Raw genomic sequence first — 26,984 nt, 5'->3', positions numbered from 1 at the left:
GGCCCCGTGAAAAACGAGAGTTGCCTGTGAAGCGCCAGCGGCGTTTGCTTTCCCGAATCCCGAATCCCGAATCCCGAATCCCGAATCCCGAATCCCGAATCCCGAATCCCCCCACTCAAGCCACCAACGGAAACAACCCAAACACCAATCCCGCCGCCATCAGCACCAGCGAGACCAGCACCGCCCACTTGAGGGTGAACTTCTGGTGGTCGGCGAACTCCACCTTGGCCAGGCCCACCAGCAGATAGGTCGAGGGCACCAGCGGGCTGAGCAGATGCACCGGCTGGCCGGCCAGCGAGGCGCGCGCCATCTCCACCGGCGTGATGCCGTACTCGCCCGCGGCCTGCGACAGGATCGGCAGCACGCCGAAGTAGAAAGCGTCGTTGGACATGAAGAAGGTGAAGGGCATGCTGACCAGCGCGGTGATCACCGCCAGGTACGGGCCGCAGGCATCGGGGATCACCGCCAGGAAGCTGCGCGACATCGCCTCGACCATGCCGGTGTTGGACAGGATGCCGGTGAAGATGCCGGCGGCGAAGATCAGCGACACCACCGACAGCACGTTGCCGGCGTGGTTGACCAGGCGGCGGCGCTGCTCGGCCAGGTCCGGGTAGTTGATCACCAGCGCGACGGCGAAGCCGATCATGAACAAGACCGGCATCGGCAGCACGCCCACCACCAGCGCCGCCATCAGCGCGCAGGTGAGGGCGAAGTTGACCCACAGCAGCTTGGGCCGCTTGATGTGCTCGACATCCTCGACCGTGGGCAGCGCATCGCTGCCGTCCTCGGCCACCGAGGCATCCATCCAGTCCTGGCCCGGCGGCAGCTGGATCACGCCCAGGCGGCGGCGCTCCTGCAGGCCCAGCCACCACGCCAGCGCCAGGATGCTGAGCAGCGCGATGATCATCGCCGGCACCAGCGGCACGAACACATCAGCCGGGTCCACGTGCAGCGCGGTGGCCGCGCGCGCGGTCGGCCCGCCCCACGGGGTGAGGTTCATCACGCCGCTGGCGAGCATGGTCACGCAGGTCATGCGCAGCGCGTTCATGCCCAGCCGGTGGTACAGCGGCAGCATGGCCGAGGCGGTGATCATGTAGGTGGTCGAGCCGTCGCCGTCCAGCGAGATCAGCATCGCCAGGATCGCCGTGCCCATCACGATCTTCAGCGGATCGCCCTTGACCAGGCGCAGGATGCGTCCGACCAGCGGGTCGAACAGCCCCGCATCGATCATCACGCCGAAGTAGAGGATGGCGAACATCAGCATCACGCCGGTTGGCGCGATCTTCTTGATGCCCTCCAGCATCATCTCGTTGATGCCGCCGCCGAAGCCGCCCAGCAGCGCGAACACGATCGGCACCGTGATCAGCGCCACCAGCGGCGAGAGCCGCTTGGACATGATCAGGTACATGAAGGCGATGACCATCCCGAAGCCGAGCAGCGTCAGCATTCGCGTTTCCTCAAGGGTTGAAGGCCGCACCGGCGGTGCGGCGGGGGATCAGAAGTCGTACTGGAAGCGTCCGGTGTAGGCCAGGGTGTGGTCCAGCGTGGTGCCGGTGCGGTGGTCGCGGTTGCGGCTGTCGATCACGTCGAACATCACCCGCAGGTTGGGCTGGAAGTACCAGTTGGCGCCCAGCGTCACCGCCCGCATCGAGGCATCGATCGTGTCGGCCATGCCGTCGGGATGCTGCCGACCCCACATGCGGTCGTAGCGCAGCGCCAGTTCCAGCGCGCCGGTGCGGTGGCGCATGGCCTTGATGCGCGAGAAGCGCCCGGTCTTGCGGTCGTAGCCGCGCGACTCGCCGGTGACGAACCAGCTGACGAAGCCGTAGGCGGCCTGCACCTTCGCCTGTTGCGCGCCGTCGTCCAGCACCGCGCCGCTGTATTCGCCCTGCCAGGACAGCGGGCCGTGGACCTCGGCGTATTCCAGCGACCACTTGTCCACGTCGGTGTCGCGGCCGGCATCGAAGCGCGCCAGGGTCAGGCGGCTGTTGTCGGCCAGGTCGTTGGCCGGACGCGGCCGCAGCACCAGCGCCGCGGCCCGGCGCGTGCCCGGATGGTCGTAGGCTTCGTGCGCCAGCGACAGGCCCAGGTGCCGCAGCGTGCTGCCCGCATCCAGCGGCAGCCAGGTCGCGCGCCCGCCGACCGCCGCGCCCTTGGTCGCGCTGTTGTCGATGCTCTCCAGACTGTAGGCGCTCGCCGCCCAGGTGCCATGCGGCAGGGTGGCCTGCCACGACACCGCCTTGCGGTAGATCGGCGCCAGCGTGCTGGGGCCCATGCCGCGCTCCAGGAACGCGCCATAGTTGGAGCCGGTGCGATCGTCCAGGCTGAAGTACTGCTTGAACTGGCCCACCGTCAGCGTGCCGGCGTCGAACGCTTTGGCGATGTACACATCGCGCGCGACGATGCCGGCGCTGCCCGGCGCATCCTGCAGGCCGGCCAGATCGACCTCGGCCTTGTAGGTGAAGCCGTAGAAGCGCCCGGAGACATCCAGCCAGACCCGGCGGAACTGGGTGTCGTTGCCGTTGGGCACGCCGCGCTCGTCGTTGTCGAACACGGCGAAGTCCCAGTGCAGGCGGCCGCCCAGCTCTGCAGTGATCGGGCGCGTGTCCTCGCCCGCGGCCAGGGCCGGTGCGGCGACGCAGGCGCCCAGGACCGCGGCCAGCGCGGCGATGGTGTTGGTGGTGGTGGACACGGACCCTCCCAGGTTCGGATCGGTCGCCGCGGATCGAGCCCGGGCGCCGAGGTTGCGAGGCAGGCTAGGGGCCGCAAGCTGTCATGGTCCTGTCGCTGCGGCGCAGCAAAGGTGGGATGGACGCGGCCGCGCGCAGATGGAATCCTGCGGCGCCCCATGCCGTGCTGGCCGTGCCGATGCGCCTGCTGCTGGTCGAAGACAACGAGGACCTGGCCGATGCCATCGTGCGACGCATGCGGCGCAGCGGCCACGCGGTGGACTGGCAGCGCGACGGCCTGGGCGCGGCCAGCGTGCTGCGCTACCAGGCCTTCGACCTGGTGGTGCTGGATATCGGCCTGCCGCGCATGGACGGCCTGACCGTGCTGGGCGAGCTGCGCGAGCGCGGCGACGCCACGCCGGTGCTGATGCTCACCGCGCGCGACGGCATCGAGGACCGCGTGCACGCGCTGGACGTGGGCGCCGACGACTACCTGGCCAAGCCGTTCGACTTCCGCGAGTTCGAGGCGCGCTGCCGGGTGCTGCTGCGGCGCAGCCGCGGCCAGGCCACCGCCGCGATACAGGTGGGCACGCTGGTGTTCGACGCCGCCGCGCACACGGTGCACGTGGATGGCGTGGCGCTGGAGCTGCCCAACCGCGAGTTCCGCCTGCTGGAGATCCTGCTGGGCCGGCTGGAGCAGGTGGTGAGCAAGGACGAGATCGCCAAGGGCCTGTTCGGCTTCGACGACGAGGCCGGGCCCAACGCCATCGAGCTGTACATCGGCCGCCTGCGCCGCAAGCTGGGCGAACACGGCCCGCTGCGCATCACCACCGTGCGCGGCGTGGGTTACAAGGCCGAGGCCGCCGCGCCATGAGCCGCGTCGCGCCTTCGCTGCGGCGCACGCTGCTGCTGTATCTGGGCGCGCTGTCGGCGCTGGCCATCGCCGTGCTGTTCTTCGCCGCACGCGCCTACGGCAACCGCGCGGCCAACCAGTCCTACGACCACCTGCTGGTGTCCTCGGCGCTGTCGATCCTGGACAGCGTCGCCCTGGCCGATGGCCAGTGGCAGGTGGATCTGCCATACGCGGCGCTGGACATGCTGTCGATGGCGCCGGAGGACCGCGTCTTCTACCGCGTGCTCGACGGCAGCGGCCGCACCATCACCGGCTACGGCGACCTGCCGATGCCGCGCCGGCCGCCGCGCGATGGGCAGCCGGTGCTGTTCGACACGCGCTACAGCGGCGAGCCGGTGCGCGTGGCGGCGGTGGCGCGGCGCATCACCACGCCGGCCGCGCAGGCGCAGGTCCTGGTGGAGGTGGGGCACACCCGCCGCGCGCGCGAGGCGCTGGCCGGCGAGCTGGTGCTGCGCGCGCTGGCCGCGCTGGCGCTGCTCTCGCTGCTCAGCGCCGCGCTGGTCTGGCTGGGCGTGCAGCGCGCGCTGCGGCCGCTGGCGCGGCTGGAGGGCGACCTGTCGCGGCGCGAGCCCTCCGACCTGCGCCCGCTGCCCGAGGGCGCGCCGCAGGAGATGCAGCAGATGGTCGGCGCGCTCAATCGCTTCATGCAGCGCCTGCAGGCCAGCAACGAGAACCTGCGCGCGTTCATGGCCGAGGCCGCGCACCAGATGCGCACGCCGCTGGCCGCGCTGCGCGCGCAGGCACAGCTGGGCCTGGACGAGGACGATCCGGCCGACATGCGCCGCAGCCTGGTCGCGGTGGAGCGCAATGCGACCCACATGAGCCGCCTGCTCAACCAGCTGCTCAGCGATGCCAGCGTGCTGCACCGCTCCAACCTGCAGGACTTCACGCGCTGCGACCTGGCCGAGGCGCTGCGCCAGGCCTTGCACGATGCGCTGCCGGCGGTCGGCCCGCAGCCGGTCCTGGTGCTGGAGATGGACCCGGCGCCAGCGTACGTGCGCGGCGATGCGCTGCTGCTGCGCGAGGCGTTGAAGAACCTGATCGACAACGCGCTCAAGCACGGCGGCGCGCAAGGGCCGCTGGAGATCGCGCTGCGCGTGGAGCCGGCGCAGTGCGTGGTGACCATCGCCGACCACGGGCCGGGCATCCCGGCGGCCGAGGCCAACACCGTGTTCGCACGCTTCGCCCGCGGCGCGCAGGCCGCACAGGGCGGCGCCGGCCTGGGCCTGGCCATCGTCAAGCGCGTGGCCGACAGCCATGGCGCGCACATCGACCTGTCCAACCGGCCCGAGGGCGGGCTGGTGGTGACGCTGCGCCTGCCGAGGATCGCCTGATGCGCCCGATGCGTCTGTTCGCCGCGCTGCTGTTGCTGTGCGTGGTGCCCCTGGCCTGGGCGCAGTCGGACAAGGCACGCCGCTTCCCCGCGCCCTCCGGCAAGGCCGGGGCGCAGCTGCGCGTGCAGGGCTCGACCGATCTGCCGGTGTTCGCCAGCGTAATCGCCGACTACCAGCGCCTGCATCCGGACGTCGAGGTGCTGTACGAGGAAGTGGTCTCCTGGGAGATGTACGCGCGCTACCTGCGCGCTCCGAACGACGCGCACGGCCCGGATCTGATGATCAGCGCCAGCATGGACCTGCAGACCAAGCTGGCCAACGATGGCCATGCGCTGGCCTATCGTTCGCCGCAGACCGAGGCGCTGCCCGACTGGGCGCAGTGGCGGCACGAGGTCTTCGCGGTCAGCACCGAGCCGGTGGCCATCGTCTACAACACGCGCCTGCTCAAGCCGGCCCAGGTGCCGCGCACGCGCCGCCAGCTGCTGGACCTGTTGCGCGATCCCGACGCGCCGCTGCGCGGCCGGGTCGGCACCTACGACATCGCGCGCAGCGGCGTGGGCTATCTGTTCGCGACCCAGGACGCGCAGCGCGGCAGCGTGTCCACCGCGCTGCTGGCCGCGCTGGGCCGCAACGCGGTGCAGCTGGAGGAGCGCACCGGCCCGTTGCTGGACCGGGTCGCGCGCGGCCAGCTGCTGCTGGCCTACAACGTGCTGGGCTCCTACGCGCAGGCGCGCATCGACGCCGGCGCGCCGCTGGGTCTGGTGCAGCCGGAGGACTACACGCTGCTGGCGCTGCGCACCGCGGTGATCCCGCGCACGGCGCAGCATCCCGCGCAGGCGCAGTCCTTCCTGGACTATCTGCTCTCGCCGCGCGGCCAGCGCGTGCTGACCGAGCAGGCGCGCCTGGGCTCGGTCCTGCCGGCTGGCGAGGCACTGCGACCGATCGCGCTGGGGCCGGGCCTGCTGGTGTACCTGGATACGCTCAAGCGCCGCCAGTTCCTGGAGAACTGGCACGCGCTGGTCCAGCCGCAGGCGCCTTGAGGCCGATCGCGCGCCGCAGCGGATGCGCGGGGCATGAACGGAACCGTTCCGGGCCCGGCAAGTACGACATCGTCCCGACATTTTCTGCCAGAAAATGGTCACCGATGGGCCTGGGCTCGCCAGCGGATTCACGCCGCGCCGGCCTATGCAGCGCCGGCGGCAACTGCCGGCGAGGCCTGGCCGCCTAGGACCTCAGACCATGCATGTGCGCTTGATTCCTCTCCTGCTGGCGGTGCCCGCCCTCGGCACGCTGGCGGTCTTGCCCGCCAGGGCGCAGGACGCGGCCGTCACCCAGCCGACCAGCGATAACGAGCAGGTGATCGGCATGGCCGCCCAGCTCGAGTCGCGCTATCCGGGCGGCGGCGGCAGCCGCTTCGCGCCCATGCCGGTGTTCTCGCTGCAGCACGGCGTGCTGTTCGCCGATCAGGAACACGGCGCCGGCCTGCAGTTCCAGCTCGGGCCGATGTTCACCCTGTCGCAGTCGGTGGCCTACGACTTCGGCCGCGTCGATCACGACAGCCGCTGGCGCTCCGGCAGCACGCGCCTGGCCGGCATGGGCCAGGTGCCCGACGCCTTCACCTCGCACACCATGCTGGAGGCGCAGTTCACGCCCTGGCTGTCGGTCAGCGCCGAGGCCGAGCGCACCTTGCGCCAGTCCGCGCCGCGCACCCAGTTCCACCTGGGCACCGAGCTGGGGCTGTTCCAGACCGCGCACGACGGCATGGCCGTGGACGTAGATGCCTGGTGGGGCGATGCGCATTACAACCAAGCCTGGTTCGGCGTGACGCAGGCCCAGGCCGCGCGCTCGGACTTCGCGCCGTTCCAGGCCGATGCCGGGCTGTACGCAGGTTCGCTGGGCCTGGGCTGGGAACACAAGTTCGACACGCACTGGACCTCCACGACCCAGCTCACCTCCACGCGCTACGGGGGCCAGGTGCAGGGCAGCCCGCTGCTGGTGCGCCGCACCGAGCCCGGCGCGGTCTGGGCGATCACCTACACCTACTGAGCGCGGTTACGAGCGCTTGCTGCGCGTCGGCGCGGGCACTAGGGCCACATCGTGGTCCACGCCGATGTCGTCGGGCGAACCCAGCCAGGCGCGGATCTGCATGTCGTCCACCTCGCGGTCCAGGTCCAGGCTCATCTCGATGCGGCCGGAAGGATCGGGCAGCGCCCAGTGCTGGGCCAGCACCTTGCCCTGCGCATCCATGGCCTCGATCCAGAACGCGTGGCTGGGCCGGTGCGAGGTGGTCAGCGTGACCTGGTAGTGGCCGGGCGCGGTCTGGCGCAGCGCCGAGCCGACCATCACCGGCTGGCGCGGCTCCAGCCGCGCGCCGGCCATGCGCTGCAGCGGCGCGTCCACGCGCACGCCGTGCGCCAGCTCGCCGCTGCGGTACAGCCGCGCATCGCGGGCGTTGTTGATCAGCAGCGCGCACCAGCCGCTGTCGGGTGAGTCGTTGTCGAAGGCGGTGCAGCGGTCGACATAGGCCAGCGTGTTCTCCGGGCTGGCCTTGCGGAAGCGGCGCGGCGTGTCTTCCAGGGTGATGTTCTTCAGGTTCCAGCTGCTGTCGTAATCCAGCAGCACGGGCGGGCGCAGCTCCTGGACGCCGACGACCAGGCGATCGTCGTCCACGCGCAGCGTGCGCGTCTGCCGCCCGGTCCACAGCTGGTTGGCATAGGCCAGATAGCGGCGGTAGTCGCGGCCGTCGGCCTGCGCGAAGGCGGCGCTGGCGCTGGGCTTGGCGTGCGGGTCGAGCAGCGAGCGGCCGAAGCCGATCGCGCCCAGCGCCGGATCCAGCAGCGACAGCAGCGTGGCGCCGGAATCCAGCGTGCTGCCGCCGCCCGTATCCACCTGCCTGGGCGCGATGCCCGGGCCCAGCATCAGCAGCAGGTTCTCGCGGTGCAGCGTGCGCAGCGTGTCGGCCAGCTCATTGGGCAGGGCCAGGTGATCGGAGGCGACCACCACCACCGTGTTGTCGGCCCAGCGGCTGCTGCGGATCCTGGCGACCAGCTCGCCGATCAGTCGGTCCGAACAGGCGATCGCCTCGCGCATGCTCACCGCGTCCTGGCCCTGGCGCTGACACGCCACCGGCAGGTGCCCGGCCGGATGGTGGGTGTCCATGGTCAGCGTGGTCAGCATGAAGGGCCGGCCCGAGCGCGACAGCGCCTGGAACCTGTCCCACACCTGGTCCAGCAGCACGTCGTCGTGCACGCCCCAGGCCGAGAAGTGGCGGCGATCGATGCCCTGGCGCTCGAACCAGGCCAGATCGCGCACATCGTCGTAGCCATGGCTGGCCAGGAAGCTGCCCTTGCCGGCGAACGCGCCATCGGCGCCGCCGATGAAATCGTTGCGATAGCCCTGCGTGCGCAGATAGTCGCCCAGGCACTGCGCCTCGGGCAGGAAGCTGTGCATGCGGCCGAAGCTGTTCTCATCGCCCGGCGCGGCGGTCAGCGGCACGCCGCACTGCGAGGACACCATGCCGGCGATGGTCCAGCCGCCGCCGTCGGCCGAAGTCACATTGCGGAAGTCCAGCCCTTCGCTGGCCAGCTGCTGCAGGTGCGGCGTGATCCCTCCGAAGGCCTTCCGATCGAAGTAGGTGCGCTCCAGGCTCTCGCCATAGATCCACACGATGTTCTTGCGCGTGGGCAGCGGTGCGCGCGGGACGCGGTACTCGCCGGCCACCACGCTGCCATCGACCGGCTGACCGAGGCGATACAGGCGCATGCCATCGCGCGGCAGCGGACTGGCGGTGATGGCGATCGCGGCAGCGGCGAGGAAGGCGGCGGAGGTGGCGCGCGCATGGCCGTGCAGGCGCCAGCGCCGCACACGCGCCAGACCCAGCGGCAGCAGCGAGGCCAGCAGCAACGCGACATAGGCGGCGATGTCGCCGGCGAAATCCGAGACGCCCGCGCCTTCCATCCCGGCCCTGAGGTGATACAGCGTGGCCGCGTTGAGGCCATCGCCGCTGAGCCGGTCGATGAACCACCACGTGCTCAGCAGCACGCCCAGGAGCGAGAGCACGCACGCCTTCCACACTCGCCCGCGGCCGGACATCAACAACAGACAGGCCATCGCCAGCAGGGCAAGGGTCAGGACGAACGAGGACATGCGGTGGGTGTCTTTCCGTACAAGCGACATCCCGAGACTAGCCACGAATTTCTCGGGTCGACAAGCGATGCATGAACGTTGCATGACAAGCGCAGTCCATCGCGACGATCGCGCTGGCGACGCTTCATGGATTCTTTACATCGGCTTCAACGACGCGAAGCGTTACTGCAGCAAGTGCGAGCAACCTTGATGTGGTGAAAAATTGTCCACGGGATGCCTGCGCATGTCCGGCGCGTTTTACGAATCCACAACAACCCGCATGCGCGGGTCCGGCCACATGGCGAATCCGACATCTGCGCGCGGCGCCGGCCTGAGCGCCGCCCGCCCGCGGTGTCCTAGACTGTGCGGATGACGCCACCGACCCTGCTCGTCGCCGACGACCATCCGCTGTTCCGCGCCGCGGTCCTGCACGCGCTGGCTTCGCGCTTCCCGGGCGTGGCCACGGTCGAGGCCTCCAGCGTCTCCACCCTGGGCGTGGCCCTGGAGCAGCATCCGGACGTGGCCCTGGTGCTGCTGGACCTGGCCATGCCCGGCGCGCGCGGCCTGTCGGCGCTGGCGCTGCTGCGCGGCGAGCGCCCTGAGCTGCCGGTGGTGGTGATCTCCTCCAACGACGATCCGCGCGTGATCCGCCGCGCCCAGCAATTCGGTGCGGCTGGCTTCATCCCCAAGTCCTCGCAGGTGGAAACCATCGGCGAGGCGGTGGCCACGGTGCTCGAGGGCGGCACCTGGTTCCCGCCGCTGACCGCTGCGCGCTCGGAGGCCGACGCCCAGCTGGCCGCGCGCCTGGCGCAGCTGACGCCGCAGCAGTTCCGCGTGCTGATGCTGGTGGCCGAGGGCCTGCTCAACAAGCAGATCGCCGCCGCGCTGGGGCTGGCCGAGAACACGGTCAAGATCCATGTCGGCGCCGTGCTGTCCAAGCTCGGCTGCCGCTCGCGCACCCAGGCCGCCGTCATGGCGCGCTCCCTCGAGCTGGACGACGTCCCCAGCCCCGATGACCCCTTTTAGGGTCTTGGTAGGAGCAACTGTGTCCTCAAATCTCGCAGCATCCTGCCTGTAGAGCGGAGCTTGCTCCGCTGGGGCCTTCCCTACGAACCGAACGAAGCGCAGCGGAGCAAGCTCCGCTCTACAGAGGGTGCCGCCCTTGCGGCCTTTTCGGCCAATGGCAGCGATGAGGCTTTACCGGGAAAGCTTGATCATCCCCGGCGACAAGACCAGCTCCCCCAGCCTCAGCGCAGCCTCCCACTCGCCATCAGGCGCTGGGTCAGCACCGCACGCAGCGCAGCCGGCGTGATCGGCCGCGCGAGAAAGCCGTGGCCGTGCTCGAGCGCCTCGGCGCGCTCGCCCGGCGCGCCGATCAGCACCAGCGGCGGCACCGGATCCAGCGCAGCCACGGCCGCCGCGCCGCGCCCGTCGCGCCAGAGCAGATCCATCAGCACTAGGTCGGGCGGCGCCTCCTGGCCGGCCAGCGCCTCCAGCGCCTGCGGCGCGCTGCCGCCGGCGACCTGACAGCCCCAACTGCGCAGCAGCGCCGTGAGCGCCTCGCAGGCCTGCGCATCGGCATCCAGGCACCACACCCGCGTGCCCTGCAGCGGCTGCGCGGCCAGCGCGCCCGGCACCGGAACGCGTGGGACGGTCGCCGCAGGGGTCGCCGCCGCTAGCGGTACGGTGATCGCGAACACGCTGCCGCGTCCGGGCCAGGAGCGCAGCGACAGCGGATGCTCCAGCAGCCGCGCGGTGCGCTCGACGATCGAAAGGCCCAGCCCGGCGCTGCGGCGGTCGTGGCGCAGGCCGTTGTCTAGTCGCGCGAACTCCTCGAAGATCGCCGCGTGCTTGTTCTCCGGGATGCCCACGCCGGTGTCCCACACCTCCACGCGCACCGCGCCGGGCACGCGGCGGGAGCCCAGCAGCACCTTGCCGTGCGGGGTGTAGTGCAGCGCGTTGGACAGCAGGTTCTGCAGCACCCGGCGCAGCAGGGTCGGGTCGGTGCGCACCCGCGCGCGGGTGCCCACCGTGTGCAGGACCAGGCCCTGCGCCTGGGCCAGGATGCCGAACTGCTCGGCCAACCCGGCCAGCAGCGGGCCCAGCGCCACGTCCTCCAGCTTGGGCTGCAGCACGCCGGCCTCCAGCCGCGACACCTCCAGCATCGAGGCCAGCAGGTCGTCCTGCGCGGCCAGCGCGGTCTGCGCGCGCTGCATGAGGTCGCGCTCCTCCTCGCCGTGCAGCTTGCCGCGCAGCGCGCCCAGGAACATGCGCGCGGCGTTGAGCGGCTGCAGCAGGTCGTGCACGGCCGAGGCGACGAAGCGCGCCTTGTAGCGGTTGGCGTTCTCCGCCAGCGCGGTGGCCGCGCGCAGATCGGCCGTGCTCTCCTCCACGCGCCGCTCCAGCGTGCTGGCCAGCGTGCGCAGGTCGCGCGCGGCGGCCACGTAGGTGGTGATGTCGGCGAAGCTGGTGACGAAGCCGCCGTCGGGCATCGGATTGCCGCGGATCTCCAGCACGCGGCCGTTGGGCAGCTCGCGCTCATGCATGTGCGCCCCACCGCTGCGCAGATGGTCCAGGCGGCGCTGGATCGCCTCCTCGACCTGGCCCGGCCCCAGCCAGCCCTTGCGCGCGTTGTGGCGGAAGAAGTCCTCGATCGGCCGGCCCACCTGCATCATCTCGGCCGGGAACTGGAACATTTCCTGGTAGCGGCTGTTCCAGGCGATCAGGCGCAGCTGCGCATCGACCACGCTCACGCCCTGCGGCAGATGTTCCAGGCTGGACTGGCCCGAGGCCGCCGCGCGCGCGGCATCCACCAGCCCGTCCTGGGCCGAACGCAGCGCCTCGGCGTGGTGGGCGACCATGCGTTCGAGTTCCTCGCGGCTGCGGCGGCGGTGCTCGGCCAGGCGCACGCGCTGGCGCACGAACAGCCCCAGCAGGATCAGCGGCAGCCAGCACGCCACCGCCACCGCGACCGCGCTCCAGGCCGCGGCGACGCTGCGATCGCGGCGCAGCGCGTGCAGGGTCCAGGCGGGCCCGTCCAGCGGCAGCGACTTCCACAGCCACAACCCGCGTGCGCTGGGGTTGCGCAGTTGCACGCGGCGGTCGCCGCCGGGCAGCGTATCCACCACCTGCAGGCCGGCCAGATGCAGCGGCTGGCCCGCGTACTGGCGCGTGGCGTTCAGGTCCTCGTTGTCGCGCTCGGTCAGCGGGCGCAGCTCGCTGTAGCGCCAGCGCGGCTGGCTGGCCAGGAACACGATGTCGTGGCTGTCGCTGAGCAACAGCAGGTCGCGGCTGTCGCGCCACTCGGTCTCCAGCGCGTCCAGGGTGATCTTCACCGCGATCACGCCGAGCCGGCGCCCGTGCGCATCGCGGATCGCCTCGGAGATGAAGTAGCCGGCCACGCCGGTGGTGACGCCGATGCCGTAGAAGGTGCCGGTGCCGTCGCGCATCGCGTTGCGGAAATACGGGCGGAAGGCGTAGTCCTGGCCGACGTTGCTGCTCGGGTCGTCCCAGTTGCTGGCCGCCACGGCGATGCCGTCGCGGTCGATCAGGGTCAGCGTGGACACGTGCGTGGCGCCGTTGGCCACCACCAGCTTGCGGTTGAGCGCGGCCACATCGCGCGCCTGCTGCGGCTGCTGCAGCGCCGCGCGCAGCTCCGGATCCAGCGCCAGCACGGTGGGCATCACCCGGTAGCGCTCGATCAGCCGCTGCAGCGACTGCGCGCGCAGGTGCAGCTGGTCGGCCAGCGCCCGCTGCTCGCTCTCCAGCGCGGCCTTCCGCGCCAGCACCGCCGCGCCGACGGCGGTGGAAGCGATCGCCACGGCCAGCAGCGACCAGCCGGCGATCCGGATCAGGCGTGGAGAGAGGCGGGACACGGCTGAGGCATGGAAGCGAACGCGCAGGGCACGAGCGCGGCATGGTCGCACACGGCGAGCATGCCGCGACGCAGGCGCCGCGCCGCGCCGCGATTAGGGCGAACCAAGCGAAAGAGCGCGCTGCTCCTGTACGCCAAGAGCAAATGGAAAGCGGAGCCTGAGCGCGCGCACTCCTCCGGCATGTGCGAGAGACCCGCAGAGCGCAAGACCGGCCCCCTCCCTTTCGCCGCAGGCGAAGGGGAGGGCTGGGGAGGGGTTGCTTTTGCTTCGCCTCTCCAGCCACCGCGCAAAAAAGCGACCCCCTCCCAACCTCCCCCTGCCCGCGCTGCGGACAAGGGGAGGGGCAAAAGCGCGGCCTAGCGCGAGCGTCGCCTCCCGGCCTCCTACGTCGCATCCGAAGCGCCAGCAGCCCGCAGGAGCGGTCGCTTCCTTTCGCCGCAGGCGAAGGGGAGCTCGAAGTCGCGGCTAGCGACTGAGGGGGAGGGGTTGCTTTTGCTTCGCTTCTCCAGTCACCGCGCAAGAAGCGACCCCCTCCCAACCTCCCCCTGCCCGCGTTGCGGGCAAGGGGAGGGGCGAAAAGCGTCGTGGGCGTGCGCGGAAACGCCGCCAAAGGCCTGTTAATGGCGCTTAGTACCAATGTGCTAATGCCCGCCGCCGCGGCAGGGGCTACCGTGCGCCTCGTTCCGTGGGTCGCACCGTCCGCCCGCGCCCCTCTCCTCAGGAGTCCACCGACCATGCACATTCCCAGCGCCGGCGTGGCGCCGACCAAGCCGCTTCCGTTCTACCGGCACCTGTATTTCCAGGTGATCGTGGCCATCATCATCGGCGTGCTGGTCGGCTACTTCGACCCCAAGCTGGGCGAGGCGCTCAAGCCGCTGGGCGATGCCTTCGTCAAGCTGGTGAAGATGATCATCGGCCCGGTGATCTTCCTGACCATCGTCACCGGCATCGCCGGCATGACCCATCTGCGCAGCGTGGGTCGGGTCTTCGGCAAGGCGATGATCTACTTCCTGTTCTTCTCCACCCTGGCGCTGATCGTGGGCATGGTGGTCGCCCACGTCGTGCAGCCGGGCGCGGGCATGAACGTCAACGTCGCCGACCTGGACCACACCAAGGTCGATCAGTACGTCAACGCGACCCACGACATGACGGTCACCGGCTTCTTGATGGACATCATCCCCAAGACGCTGATCAGCCCGTTCGTGGGCGACAACATCCTGCAGGTGCTGTTCGTGGCGGTGCTGTTCGGCATCGCGCTGGCGATGACCGGCGAACGCGGCCGGCCCGTGGTCGATTTCCTCAACGCGCTGGTCACCCCGGTGTTCCGCCTGGTGCACATCCTGATGAAGGCCGCCCCGATCGGCGCCTTCGGCGCGATCGCCTTCACCATCGGCAAGTACGGCCTGGCGGTGCTGGCCAACCTGGCCTGGCTGGTGGGCAGCTTCTACATCACCTCGCTGCTGTTCGTGCTGGTGATCTTAGGGCTCGTCTGCCGGCTGTGCGGCTTCTCGGTCCTCAAGCTGATCCGTTACCTCAAGGCCGAGCTGCTGCTGGTGCTGGGCACCTCCTCGTCCGAGTCGGCGCTGCCCTCGCTGATGGAGAAGATGGAGCAGGCCGGCTGCAAGAAGTCGGTGGTGGGCCTGGTCGTGCCGACCGGCTACTCGTTCAACCTGGACGGCACCAACATCTACATGACCCTGGCCGCGCTGTTCATCGCCCAGGCGACGAACACCGAGTTGACCCTGGGCCACCAGATCACCCTGCTGCTGGTGGCGATGCTCAGCTCCAAGGGCGCGGCCGGCGTCACCGGCGCGGGCTTCATCACCCTGGCCGCCACGCTGTCGGTGGTCCCGGAGGTGCCGGTAGCCGGCATGGCGCTGATCCTGGGCGTGGACCGCTTCATGTCCGAATGCCGCTCGCTGACCAACTTCACCGGCAACGCCGTGGCCACCATCGTGGTCTCGCGCTGGGAGAACGCGCTGGACCGCGACAAGCTCAACGCGGCCCTGGACGGCAAGCTGGAGTCCGATCCGGACCGCCTGCCGATCACCGCGTAAGGCCCTGCCGCGCCAGATGCCTCGAGAGGCCGGGCCCACAAGCCCGGCCTCTTGCGTCTGACGCCATGACCGAGCGCAAGTGCCCGGTTCCCGCCAGGTGGGACCCCCCACCGCCGCCACTGCCGGTCCACTCAGGATCGCGGCGCTAGAATCCAACCCCCATCGAAGATGCCCACCACGCCGATGTCCAAAGAAGAATTCAAGCAAGCCGCGCTGGATTACCACAGCCAGTCGCCCGCCGGGAAGATCAAGGTCATCGCCACCAAGCCGATGATCACCCAGCGCGACCTGGCCCTGGCCTATTCGCCCGGCGTGGCCTATGCCTGCGAGGAGATCGCCGCCGATCCCAACGCCGCCAGCACCTATACCGCGCGCGGCAACCTGGTGGCGGTGATCACCAACGGCACTGCGGTGCTGGGCCTGGGCGCGATCGGCCCGCTGGCGGCCAAGCCGGTGATGGAAGGCAAGGGCGTGCTGTTCCAGAAGTTCGCCGGCATCGACGTGTTCGACATCGAGATCAACGAGACCGATCCGGACAAGCTGATCGAGATCATCGCCTCGCTGGAACCGTCCTTCGGCGGCATCAACCTGGAGGACATCAAGGCCCCGGAGTGCTTCAAGGTCGAGCGCACGCTGCGCGAGAAGATGAACATCCCGGTGTTCCATGACGACCAGCACGGCACCGCGATCATCGTCGGCGCGGCGGTGCTCAACGCCATGATCGTCACCGGCAAGAAGATCGAGGAGGTCAAGCTGGCGACCACGGGCATGGGCGCGGCCGGCATCTCCTGCGTCAACATGCTGGTCTCGCTGGGCCTCAAGCCCGAAAACATCCTGGCCCTGGACCGCGAAGGCGTCATCCACACCGGCCGCACCGACCTGGATCCGGACAAGCAGCGCTACGCGCGCGACACGGACAAGCGCACCCTGGCTGAGATCGTCGAGGGCGCGGACATCTTCCTGGGCCTGTCCGCTCCGGGCATCCTGACGCCCGAGATGGTCAAGTCGATGGCGCCTCAGCCGATCATCTTCGCCCTGGCCAATCCCAACCCGGAGATCATGCCCGAGGTCGCCAAGGAGGCGCGCCCGGACGCGATCATCGGCACCGGGCGTTCGGACTATCCGAACCAGATCAACAACGTGCTGTGCTTCCCCTACCTGTTCCGCGGCGCGCTGGACTGCGGCGCCACCGGCATCAACGAGGCGATGAAGGTCGCCTGCGTGCGCGCCATCGCCGCCCTGGCCCGGCGCGAGGCCTCCGACCTGGGCGCGGCCTATGGCGGCGAGACGCCCAGCTTCGGCCCCGATTACCTGATCCCGCGTCCGCTCGACCCGCGCCTGCTGGTGGAGCTGTCCAGCGCCGTGGCGCAGGCGGCGATGGACTCAGGGATAGCAGAGCGCCCCATCGAGGACATGGAGGCCTACCGCAACACGCTGAGCCAGTTCGTCTATCGCACCAGCCTGATGATGAAGCCGGTGTACGACCGCGCCCGCGCCGATCGCAAGCGCGTGGTCTACGCCGAGGGCGAGGAGGAAGTGGTGCTGCGCGCGGTGCAGACCGTGGTCGACGAAGGCGTGGCCTTCCCGATCCTGATCGGCCGCCCGGAGGTGATCGACCAGCGCATCGCGCGCATGGGCCTGCGCCTGGTCGCCGGCCAGGATTTCGAAGTCACCAACATCCACGACGACCCGCGCTTCAACGAGTACTGGCAGACCTACCACGCCCTGACCGAGCGCCGTGGCGTGACCGTGGCCGCGGCCAAGGAGCTGATGCGCTCGCGGCCGACCCTGATCGCGGCGGTGATGGTGGCCCGCGGCGAGGCAGACGCCATGCTCACCGGCATCGTCGGACGCTTCCACAAGAAGCTCGGCTACGCGCGCAGCGTCATCCCGCTGGAGCCGCGCGTGAGCTCCACCTCGGCCATGACCGGCGTGATCAACCAGCAGGGCGCGTTCTTCTTCGTCGACACGCACGTGCAGGAAGATCCGACCGCCGAGCAGATCGCCGAGGCCACGCTGCAGGCCGCCTTCCGCCTGAAGCTGTTCGGTATCGAGCCCAAGGTCGCGCTGCTGTCGCACTCCAACTTCGGCAGCCACGACTCGCGCGACGCTCTGAAGATGCGCGCGGTGCGCGAACTGCTGCTCAAGCGCCGGCCCGACCTCAACATGGACGGCGAGATGCAGGGCGACACCGCCTGGGACGAGACGCTGCGCCGGCAGATCATGCCCAACAGCACCCTCAAGGGCCGCGCCAATCTGTTCGTACTGCCCAACCTGGAGGCCGCCAACATCGCCTACAACCTGGTGCGCGTGTTCACCGAGGGCGTGGCCATCGGCCCGATCCTGATGGGCGTGTCCAAGCCGGTCCACATCCTCACCGCCAGCGCCACCCCGCGCCGCGTGCTCAACATGACCGCCATCGCCGCGGTCGATGCCCAAATCCGCGAGCAACTGGCCAACCGCGGCGAGGGCGAGTAAGCCGGTCGGGCCCAGCGCAACGCGGGGCCCTGGCGTGTACCGGGTCCCAGGCATCTACCGGGCCCCAGGCATCGCCTCACCGCCACCGCATGCGGGCAGGTTCGGATAACCCGTCGCGAGTCTCCACTCGTCGCGCACGCCTGCGGCGACCCGGAGAGTGCAAGGCCGCGCCGGGATGATCCGGTTGTTGACGACACGGTAGGAGCCGCCACGGCGGCGATGGGGCTCTCAAGGTAAAGCCTCATCGCCGCCGTGGCGGCTCCCACAGGAGCCTCATCAGCCCGTCATTCCCGCGAAAGCGGGAATCCATGGACGTATCGCTCACCACCTGCGATCCACAGCACCCATTCCGCGCGGATGCCCGGCCGGGCCCATCGTATCGCCCGCCACACAACCAGGCCGAGCTCCTCTTCCCGCGCACCGTCGTGAGGACGAACCAAGTCCCCCTTCGTCTCCGCGCGCCCACACCACAAACCTGCACGCCCGCCAACCGCGCCAAGCCCCGCGCTTGAAACAGCCCCAGCCCGCACGCATTCCCTTGCCGCGCCCGCGGATGGGCGCTCTTAGGAGAAATGCATGCCGCACCATGAAACCGTCGCGCTGACCGGCGTCATCGAACACGTCTTCGCGCATCGCTTCACCCTGCAGTCCGGCGACCAGGTCCACCTGGCCGACCTCGGTCCCAAAGGCGCCGAAGCCTTCCCCCTCCAGCAGGGCCTCTCAGTTAAACTGGAAGGCGAACAACGTCCCTCGGAGATCAAGGTCACCCGCATCAGCAAGAAGGGTGGACGCTTCGTCGAGGTGGAGCACAAGAAGCCCCATCACGGACCCAAGCATCACCACCATCACCACCCGGATGTGCCCGCCGATCCGCGAGCCGCCCTGGCCGCCGTCAAACAGGCCGGATGGACCACGCATGGCAAGCCGGAACGCAAGCCGAAACACTTCGAAGTGCTCGCCTATCAGGGAGAGGGCAACTGGACCGAGCTGCACGTCGACTTCGCCGGCACGATCTACAAGCAAAAGCCCGCCGACCCCGACAAGTGGGGCCTGGAAGCCTGACCCACCAAGCGCCCCGGCCCCGCCGGGGCGCTTTTGTTCGCGGGTGCTGCTGGTGAAGTGTTCGCCCTTGAATGTGGTCTGTCACAGCGCAGTGACTGGGTAGCAATGACGTGAGTAGAGTTAGGACTCTAGCAGCCCAATTTGCGATAGCTGGAAGCAATAGTCAGAACCAAGAAGCCTTTTGAGCAGCACGAAGTTCATCAATGAGATCGTCAGCCCCCAGAGATCAGGTCTGCGCCCAGTTGGCGGCTGTGATCAGCAAAGCGAAGTAAGTCCGGCCGAACGAGTCGACTTAGGTGTGTGCCCTGCTGCGCCATCAAATAGTGACCAGTTAGACCTTCGCGCCTTGCGTGTATGGGCGCCGCGCTTTGCGAAGATGCCCTGCCTGAAGCTGTTGCGATTGCAAGATCAGTAGCGCAGGTCGGCAATGGCTTCGTGCAAGGTGCGTTGACTCTCTGGACTGCCCTACTCCTGATTCGCGCGTGTTCTCCCATAGCACGGATGTTGAGCCGATGCGGCTGAGCCGCATCGGCTGATAGCTTCGGATGCTTGTCCATTTCGCCTACTGGCGTGTGAAGGACGTATTGCAGCGCTGCCCGAAAGCAGTGGCTCGAAATGGGCCAAAGTTTATTCATGAACAGTGACTTTCGTCACAGAAATTTGAGATTGTTTATTGGAGATTTACTAAGGTGAAAACGAGGCGGCATGGAAGCGATGAAAAGAATTCAGCTTTTAGCAGTAGGCTTGTGCATAAGCCTTCCGGCTCTTGCAGATACGAACAGCGAGATCACCGTCGCAGACTATCAAAAGTTGATACGTGGCCGTGGTGATGTTGTCTCACTAGGACCGGATCTATTTGGAGATCGCACAAGTCTATATATGGGCGATCTGGAATTCGTCCAAACAGATATCTCCCTTCCTGGGAACAATGATCTCCCAGTATCGATTGCCCGTCGCTTTGTCGTGAACTCAAGCAACTTGGTCGTCCGTCTATTCAATGACTGGGAGCTTGATATACCAAAGATCCACGGGGTTTTTGCGTACAAATCCGCTCCTAATACACTGGGCTGGGCGCCTGATCGATGCTCTAATCCGTGGGCGCCCGAGGGAGTCTCTGGTTCCGAGGGATCTTTTTTCCCTGCCGATTCCCTTTGGCATGGGACATATGTCTACGTGCCCGGTTTGGGCGACATGGAACTGCTTCGCAGAGGCGGCGACGTAAAGCCTCAGGATGGTCGAAGCTATCCATTGGTCACGAAAGACAACACCCTGTTTCGTTGCGTCGCGTCGCTCGACGCATCAAGTGTCACCACAGGTGAAGGGTTTGAGATGGTTAGGCCGGATGGAACTGTCTACCGGCTGGATCACATGATTCAGCACGCCGAGACGAGCTTCATGGATCCCATGGACAAGCCCATCAAGCGCAATGATCTGATCATTTTGCCGACTAAGGTAACAGATCGATTCGGGAATACAGTGACTTATACCTGGTCTGGTGAGCGACTGGTAAGCATCGTGGCCAGCGATGGACGGGCCCTTTATCTGACTGGCTTCCCTGTCACAAGTATTACGGATGGAACGCGAACTTGGACTTATCAGTACGCGAATATGGGAGGGTATGGAAATAACCTCTCGGTAGTGGGCCTGCCGGACGGTTCGAGTTGGAGCTTTTCTATGAGGGGCTTGTACGGGGAAGCCCCGGTGACGGTGGACACAACATGTGACAGCGTTAACGCACCTGACCCCTCGGCCAGCAGTGTGCTCACTGATCGCCGTGTCGGCGCAATGACCCATCCCAGCGGCGCTGTGGGTGAGTTCACGGTTGCCGGTGGCTTTGCGGGACGATCCTGGGTTCCTGGCGAATGTCGATCGCCGTTCAACGACGATGCCGGCAAGACTGCAGTTGACCCGCGGGTTATTCCTATATGGAGAGTATTTAAGAAGAAAATCTCCGGTCCTGGTATAGGCTCGAGCGGTCTTGTCTGGAGCTACAATTTTGGGCCAGCAAATTATTGCTGGAGTGGCGCGGATACGGCCAGTTTCTACCCGCTCCAGCCGAGCAAGTTCTGTACTTCAAGTTCGCCTACGACCCGAGAGGTTCAGGTGTCAGCCCCTGACGGCGCTGTGACTCGATATGTGTATGGAAATCGGTTTAGAGTGAATGAGGGCAAATTGTTGCGTGTAGATGATGGATGGAATGGGGGCGCTGCAATCCGTACAACCTACTACTCCTACAGGTCTTCTGACGCAGGCCCATACTTGAAGTCGAATGGAGACAGCTTGCAGAAGAGGGGTGATTATCTCGTGACAAATAGCAACATGCCGCAAGAATCGGTACTAATTGATGAGGGAGGGGTTAGGTACTCATCACAGGTGAATGAGTTCGATTCGTTCGCAAGGCCAATAAGGGTCACGAAGAGCTCAAGCCCCTAGCTGCGATAATAATGGTGGGTTGCAGGGATGATGACCAGTCAGGGAACAGTGATGAAGAGTTCGCGTAGGTGGTTGATCGCATTGCCGATAGTGACTGTCATGGCGTCACTGTCTTGTGGCGTTCATGCCGATACTAGAGTTGAGGTAATCAGCTATGCGGACAACTTGCAGAAATGGATATTGGGACCTGTTTCGCAGTTCACGGTTAACGGTTCCGTCGTGACACAGCGGAGCTTTAATGCCGCTTCGCAGCCCGTCGAGGTGAAAAGTTTTGGTTTGGTAGTTGGCAGTTATACCTATAACGCCGATGGGACAATGTCTTCCTCCAAGGACGGCAACGGGCATGCAACGACATATACCAGTTGGAAGCGAGGAATTCCGCAGGCGATCACCTATGCGGATGGGAAGAGCCAGGCTGCAACAGTGAACGATCAAGGCTGGGCCACCGCAGAGGTGGATCAGAACGGCTACCGGACCGAATATGCGTACGATTCTCTGGGTCGGATCACGTTGATCAAGCCACCGGCGGAGGACTCCGGGACTTGGAATAACACTTCGCATATATTCGAGCGGATCGCCACGGATGAGTTTGGTGTCGCCAGTGGGCACTGGCGCAAATCCACGAATATAGGCAACTTGCGGAAGATCGTCGTCTATGACGCCTTTTGGCGTCCAGTCGTCACGCAGGAGTACGACGCCGCAAATCAGGCCGCAACCCAGCGTTTCCAGCGCTTCGCTTATGACGCGGAGGGTAGGCAGGTTTTCATATCGTACCCAAGCAGCTCGAGTAGCGTTACAAGCGGAATCTGGAAAAGCTATGACGCGCTTGGCAGGCTCAAGTCCTCTTCGCAGGACGGCGAGGGCGGAACGCTGACGACGCTGACGGAGTATCTGACTGGCAACATGACGCGGACAACTGATCCGCTGGGTCATAAAGTGGTGACGAGTTTCCAGGCGTTTGACACACCGAGCTACGAAACTCCGGTCGTCGTCGAAGCGCAGGAGGGGGCGAAGACGACGATCGCTCGTGATGTCTTTGGCAAGCCGACAAGTATCAGCAGGACCAAGCCCGGCAGCTAAACGCCGTCAAGCCTTTCTAGTCGCGATCGGACATTCAAAAGGCCCAATAGAGGGATCTGGGGATATGAACTTTGTGAAGCAGGGCTCGCGAGACGTTCGCGGCCACGTGTGTGCTGTTGCCGTGTGTCTTCTGCTCGCGCTCCATGCAGCCCCCGCATGGGCCGCGAGAAAGTGCCCCGACGGTTCGACTGCAGGCTCCGGCAACATCTGCCCAGACGATCCGCCCGCGGACAACACCCCTCCGCGCGATGCGGCTTTCGTGTCGCAGAGCGTGCCAACGACCATGGTGGTGGGGCAGACTTATGGTGCGTCGTTGGCGTTCAAGAATACGGGCACGATGACATGGACTTCGGGTTCCGCATTCAACCTCGGCTCCCAGAACCCTGGCGATAACAGCACATGGGGCACGGGCCGAGTAGGGCTGCCGGGCGCCACGGCCACTGGCCAGACGGCGACCTTCAACTTCAATGCGACCGCGCCAAGGACGCCGGGCACCTACAACTTCCAGTGGAAGATGGTCCAGGACGGCGTGGCGTGGTTCGGCAGTTCTTCGACCAATGTGTCGATCCAGGTACTTGAGTCGGTCATCAAAGGCAATATCGACGGGATCGGCGGCGGCAGCATCAATGGTTGGGCGTGCTCCACGCGCCTGAACACCTCGATCGACGTGCATCTGTATGTCGGTGGTCCCGCCGGCGGCGGAGGTACGATGCTTGGCGGGTTCAGGGCGAGCAACGCAAGTGAGACTGGTGTGGCCAGCGCCTGCCAAGCGGGTGGATCCGCCTATCGCTTCAGTATTCCTATCACCAACGCGATGGTGACGCAGTATGGCGGACAGACCATCTATGTCCATGGCATCTCACCCGTAGGCGCTTCAAACTCGGCGATCGCGGGCTCGGGCAACTTTCGGATCCCCGTGAACGCGGTGCCGACGGCGCAGCTGACCGCGCCGGGCGGTGGGGCGATCATCGCGGAGGGTGGAACGTTCTCGCTGGCCGCGAACGCCTCGGATGCTGACGACGGCGTGGCCTCGGTTGCCTTCCTGGGCGATGGAAACGTACTGTCGAGCACCAGCAGTTCGCCTTATCAGGGCACATGGTCGTCCGTAGCAGAGGGCGCTCATTCGCTCGCTGCACGTGCGACCGATACGCGTGGCGCCAGCACGACAAGTTCTGCGGTGACCGTCTACGCATCGCGCGTGATCGGCGACATCGGTCAGCCGGACAGCTATCGGATCTGGGGGTGGGCCTGCTCCACCTACTTGGCGAGTTCGATCCAGGTCCATCTTTACGTCGGGGGTCCTTATGGGACCGGGACTTACGCTGGCGAGTATTCAGCGAACAAGGCGTCTGGGACGGATGTCGCCGCTGCGTGCAGGACGCAGGGCTCCGCGTACATGTTCGAGATACCTCTTACCGATGATCTTGTCCGGCAGCACGCGGGCAAGAGCATCTACATCCATGGCATTTCTCCACTTGGCGGCAGCCACAATCTTATCGGGCACTCGGGCTCGTACACGGTCCCTCAGAACCAGGCCCCAATCGCACAACTGACCGCACCAAGCGGCGGCGCGATCATTGCCGAGGGCGGCTCCTTCAGTCTCGCAGCAAACGCCTCGGATCCGGACGGCCCCGTGGCCTCGGTTGCGTTTATTGGCGACGGAAACGTCGTTGCGACCGACAGCAGTGCGCCCTATCAGGGGACATGGTCTTCGATCGCCGAGGGCGCCCACACCGTGGCAGCACGGGCCACCGATACCCGCGGCGCAAGCACGACGAGCGGTGCCGTGACCGTCTACGCGTCCCGGGTGATCGGTGACATGGCCCAGCCAGACAATCACCACGTCTGGGGCTGGGCCTGTTCGACGTATGTTGCCGCGTCGATCACCGTGCACATGTATGTTGGTGGAGCAGCGGGAACTGGCGCCTTTGCTGGGGAGTACGTCGCCAACCGCGCGTCTGGCCAGGACGTGGCGGGAATCTGCAAGACGCAGGGGACCGCGTATGCCTTCGACATCCCGTTCTCCGACGATCTGATCCGGCAGCAGGCGGGCAAGAGTATCTACATCCACGGGTTGTCTCCGCTCGGTGGCGGCAACAACCTCATCAGCCACTCTGGATCCTTCGCTGTCCCGCAGAACCAATTGCCCAGCATCACCTTGACGGCCCCGACGGGGTCCCCCCGCATGGCCGCGCCCGGTTCGATCCAGATGTCGGCCACCGCCAGCGACGCGGACGATGCGGTGGTCAAGGTCGAGTTTCTGTCCAACGATCAGGTGGTGGGCTCCTCCACATCCGCCCCCTATCAGTACACCCTGACCGGTCTGGCTGCAGGGACCTACAACCTGCGCGCCGTCGCCACGGACCGGCGCGGCGGCCAGACCACGACGGCGACCGTGACTGCGCAGGTCATCGGGCCAGCCTCACCTGCCTCGGTGACCCGCTCCTACGTCTACGACCAGTACCAGCGTCTGTGCAAGACGATCGAGCCCGAATCGGGCACGACCGTGGTGGACTATGACGCCGTCGGCAACGTGATCTGGAGTGCGAGTGGCCTGTCGCTTCCTTCGACCACCAGCTGCGATCGCGACCAGGTGCCCGCTTCGGCCAAAGTGGTACGCACCTACACCGTGCGCAACCAGGTCGAAAGCGTGTCTTTCCCCGACGGCATCGGCAACCAGGTGCTGACCTATACCCCCGATGGACTGGTTGAGGCGATCGCCACCAACAACAGCAACGGGGGCGGGACGGTTACCAACAGCTACCTCTACAACCACCGGCGCCTCATGACGCTAGAGCGGCTGGACGCCGCCGGCACGGCGACCGACTACGCCTACGGTTACGACAGCAACGGCAGTCTGGCCAGCAACACCTGGCACGGCATGACCGTAGACTACGCGCCCAACGCGTTGGGGCAGCCGACCAAGGCAGGCTCCTTCGCCACGGACGTCAGCTACTGGCCGAACGGCGCGATCAAGCAGTTAACCTACGGCAACGGCATCGTCCACACGATGCAGCAGAACGCCAGGCAGCTGCCCGAGCGTTCGACCGATGCGCTGGGCGACGTGCGGCCGCTGGACTCCGGCTACGCCTACGACGCCAACGGCAACGTCAAGCAGATCACCGACTACAGTGCTGGCGGCCGACGCAGCGTCTCCATGTCCTACGACGGTCTGGACCGTCTGACCTATGCCTCGTCGCCCATGTTCGGCACCGCGGCCTACGGCTACGACGCGCTGGACAACCTCATCAGCGCACAGATCACTGGTGGCAACAGCGCCCGCAACTACTGGTACATCTACAACGCGCAAAACCGACTGGCCAGCATCACCGACGGGCCCGGCGGCGCAACCGTCGTCGGCCTGGACTACGACGCCCGCGGCAACCTGAGCAACAAGAACGGCGTGCTGTATAGCTTCGACACCGGCAACAGGCTGCGTAGCGTGTCTGGTAACAAGGGCGCTTACCAGTACGATGGTAAGGGGCTGCGGGTGCTTGACACTGTCAACGGCGTCGCCAAGCGAAGTCAGTACAGCAGCAGCGGAGAGTTGGTCTACGCCAGCGATGCGCGCACCAATACTGTGTTCGATTACATCTACCTTGGCGGCAGCCTAGTGTCCATCCGCGAGCAGAGTACCGGAGGCGGCGCATTCAAGACCAAGTATCAGCACACCGACGCGCTTGGCTCACCGGTAGCCGTGACGGATCAAAGCCGGGCGTTGGTCGAAACGAGTGAGTACGAGCCCTACGGTAAATTGGTCAACCGGCCTGAGAAGGATGGTCCCGGCTTCACTGGACATACCCAGGATGCCGCGACAAGCATGACCTACATGCAGCAGCGCTATTATGATGCACAGGTGGGCAGATTTCTCTCTACCGACCCACTGATGCCGCTGCAGAACCCTATCACGGGTTTCGGTAGGTATGCGTACGCCCAAGGAAATCCGCTGCGATATACCGATCCCGACGGCCGTCAAAGCCGTGAAATGGGAAGATTGATTAGGGCATATATAAACTCCAAAGGAGATGAGAAGAAGGCCAGGGAGGAGATGGATAGGCTGCATGAAGCAGATAAAACTATGGCTAATGGCGTTATTAGTCTTACTCCCGCTGGCACCATTAAGGATGGCATTGAGATTACTGTAGATGTTTACAATGGGAAAAAACCTGTTGGCAAGGCGTCAGGCGTCGTGACAGGTGAAGTGGCAGGGCAAGTGACAGAAAAAGTGCTGGATGGAAAAATTGGCGGGCCGGCTGCTGAGGTTGTTGGCGCGGTGGTAGGTAAAATAGTTGGAGACGTGACCGAGTCGGGTGTGGATAAAGCAACTCAAACAGATCCGAATAGCAAACCCAAAGGGTTGCCTGTTCCACAAGATCAGGGTCCGCCGCCGCAACCTCCGGTTCAGCGGCCAGAGCCGTACAATCACAGAAGGCCGGATTAAAGAGTTTAAATCATGAAGAAGGTTAATTATACGAAAGCGCTTGCTTGCTCACTCGCTTTGGTGGTTTCTGACGTGATAATAAGCGCAATAACATCCGTGGATCCCGCAAATGTCTCTAGTAAAACCTTCTTAATCGCGTACCTTGGAGATCTTTTGGTATCATTATCTTCGACCGCACTCATCCTATTTATATTCGCGAGAGGGTTGCTTGACGGAATTATTAAAAACTCAATCGCTGTAGCTTGCTTTTACATCGCCATCTCAATTGCGGCGAGCTATGCCGTGCTGGGATACTTTCATCTTTCATTAATATATTTCATAGATTTGGGCGTCACGGTTCTAGGGGCACTAACTGGAATAGTTCTTGGGAGGTTAATCCCCAGGAAAATAAGGGGCGCGGAGTCTTTGCCTTCCGGCGATTAAGACTGGTGCTCGAAATGTGAAATAATGTGCTATCCAATTTTTTTCTCCATCCAAAGAAATGGGGTCAGAATGCACTTTCGGCGCCTGACCTTTG

General features: G+C 66.0%; 16 protein-coding genes. 12 read left to right on the top strand and 4 right to left on the bottom strand.

Going from position 1 to position 26,984, the window contains the following annotated elements:
* Window positions 1–115: 115 nt before the first annotated feature.
* Both MWN52_RS18095 and MWN52_RS18090 read right to left on the bottom strand, forming a co-directional pair.
* Window positions 116–1,447 (bottom strand): CitMHS family transporter, encoded by a 1,332-nt coding sequence (locus MWN52_RS18095; RefSeq protein ID WP_286575781.1) that lies wholly within the window; start codon window positions 1,445–1,447, stop codon window positions 116–118.
* Between the two features lie 48 nt (window positions 1,448–1,495).
* Window positions 1,496–2,671, bottom strand: a complete 1,176-nt coding sequence (locus MWN52_RS18090) for an OprO/OprP family phosphate-selective porin (protein WP_425608138.1) — start codon at window positions 2,669–2,671, stop codon at window positions 1,496–1,498.
* Window positions 2,672–2,868: 197 nt separating this feature from the next.
* Here MWN52_RS18090 and MWN52_RS18085 point away from each other — a divergent pair, with 197 nt between their 5' ends.
* From MWN52_RS18085 to MWN52_RS18070, 4 genes are all read left to right on the top strand, one after another.
* The gene (locus tag MWN52_RS18085) at window positions 2,869–3,543 is read left to right on the top strand and encodes a response regulator transcription factor (protein ID WP_286577792.1); all 675 of its coding nucleotides are present in this window, start codon (window positions 2,869–2,871) and stop codon (window positions 3,541–3,543) included.
* A complete protein-coding gene (locus MWN52_RS18080; RefSeq protein WP_286575779.1) occupies window positions 3,540–4,916 on the top strand; it encodes a sensor histidine kinase in 1,377 nt (458 codons plus the stop codon). The genes MWN52_RS18085 and MWN52_RS18080 overlap by 4 nt, the downstream gene beginning before the upstream one ends.
* Window positions 4,917–4,924: 8 nt before the next feature.
* The gene (locus MWN52_RS18075) at window positions 4,925–5,956 is read left to right on the top strand and encodes an ABC transporter substrate-binding protein (protein ID WP_286577791.1); all 1,032 of its coding nucleotides are present in this window, start codon (window positions 4,925–4,927) and stop codon (window positions 5,954–5,956) included.
* A 199-nt stretch (window positions 5,957–6,155) separates the two neighbouring features.
* Entirely contained in the window at window positions 6,156–6,962 is an 807-nt protein-coding gene (locus MWN52_RS18070; protein ID WP_286575778.1) for a MipA/OmpV family protein, read from the top strand.
* A 6-nt stretch (window positions 6,963–6,968) separates the two neighbouring features.
* On the opposite strand, the gene MWN52_RS18065 is transcribed toward MWN52_RS18070, so the two are convergent.
* A complete protein-coding gene (locus tag MWN52_RS18065) occupies window positions 6,969–9,062 on the bottom strand; it encodes a phosphoglycerol transferase I (RefSeq protein ID WP_286575777.1) in 2,094 nt (697 codons plus the stop codon).
* 348 nt (window positions 9,063–9,410) lie between these two features.
* Between MWN52_RS18065 and MWN52_RS18060 the strand changes: the two genes are divergently transcribed.
* Window positions 9,411–10,067: a LuxR C-terminal-related transcriptional regulator gene (locus MWN52_RS18060; protein ID WP_286575776.1), complete on the top strand. Its 657-nt coding sequence runs from the start codon at window positions 9,411–9,413 to the stop codon at window positions 10,065–10,067.
* Window positions 10,068–10,288: 221 nt separating this feature from the next.
* On the opposite strand, the gene MWN52_RS18055 is transcribed toward MWN52_RS18060, so the two are convergent.
* Window positions 10,289–12,916: a hybrid sensor histidine kinase/response regulator gene (locus MWN52_RS18055; RefSeq protein ID WP_286575775.1), complete on the bottom strand. Its 2,628-nt coding sequence runs from the start codon at window positions 12,914–12,916 to the stop codon at window positions 10,289–10,291.
* Window positions 12,917–13,650: 734 nt separating this feature from the next.
* Between MWN52_RS18055 and MWN52_RS18050 the strand changes: the two genes are divergently transcribed.
* The 7 genes from MWN52_RS18050 to MWN52_RS18020 all read left to right on the top strand — a co-directional run bounded on the left by MWN52_RS18050 (window position 13,651) and on the right by MWN52_RS18020 (window position 26,890).
* Window positions 13,651–14,973: a dicarboxylate/amino acid:cation symporter gene (locus MWN52_RS18050; protein WP_286575774.1), complete on the top strand. Its 1,323-nt coding sequence runs from the start codon at window positions 13,651–13,653 to the stop codon at window positions 14,971–14,973.
* Between the two features lie 183 nt (window positions 14,974–15,156).
* Entirely contained in the window at window positions 15,157–17,451 is a 2,295-nt protein-coding gene (locus MWN52_RS18045; protein WP_286575773.1) for an NADP-dependent malic enzyme, read from the top strand.
* Window positions 17,452–18,027: 576 nt separating this feature from the next.
* Complete coding sequence (locus tag MWN52_RS18040; protein WP_286575772.1) at window positions 18,028–18,513, top strand: hypothetical protein; 486 nt, start codon at window positions 18,028–18,030, stop codon at window positions 18,511–18,513.
* Between the two features lie 705 nt (window positions 18,514–19,218).
* Complete coding sequence (locus MWN52_RS18035) at window positions 19,219–20,946, top strand: hypothetical protein (RefSeq protein WP_286575771.1); 1,728 nt, start codon at window positions 19,219–19,221, stop codon at window positions 20,944–20,946.
* A 51-nt stretch (window positions 20,947–20,997) separates the two neighbouring features.
* A complete protein-coding gene (locus MWN52_RS18030; RefSeq protein WP_286575770.1) occupies window positions 20,998–22,026 on the top strand; it encodes an RHS repeat protein in 1,029 nt (342 codons plus the stop codon).
* Window positions 22,027–22,090: 64 nt separating this feature from the next.
* Entirely contained in the window at window positions 22,091–26,467 is a 4,377-nt protein-coding gene (locus MWN52_RS18025) for an Ig-like domain-containing protein (RefSeq protein ID WP_286575769.1), read from the top strand.
* A 12-nt stretch (window positions 26,468–26,479) separates the two neighbouring features.
* A complete protein-coding gene (locus MWN52_RS18020) occupies window positions 26,480–26,890 on the top strand; it encodes a hypothetical protein (protein ID WP_286575768.1) in 411 nt (136 codons plus the stop codon).
* Window positions 26,891–26,984: the final 94 nt, after the last annotated feature.

This window comes from Pseudoxanthomonas winnipegensis (assembly GCF_030322905.1).
Classification (GTDB): domain Bacteria; phylum Pseudomonadota; class Gammaproteobacteria; order Xanthomonadales; family Xanthomonadaceae; genus Pseudoxanthomonas_A; species Pseudoxanthomonas_A winnipegensis.
The sequence above is the reverse complement of the archived record's forward strand: the minus strand, read 5'-3'. Positions and strand labels throughout refer to the sequence as shown.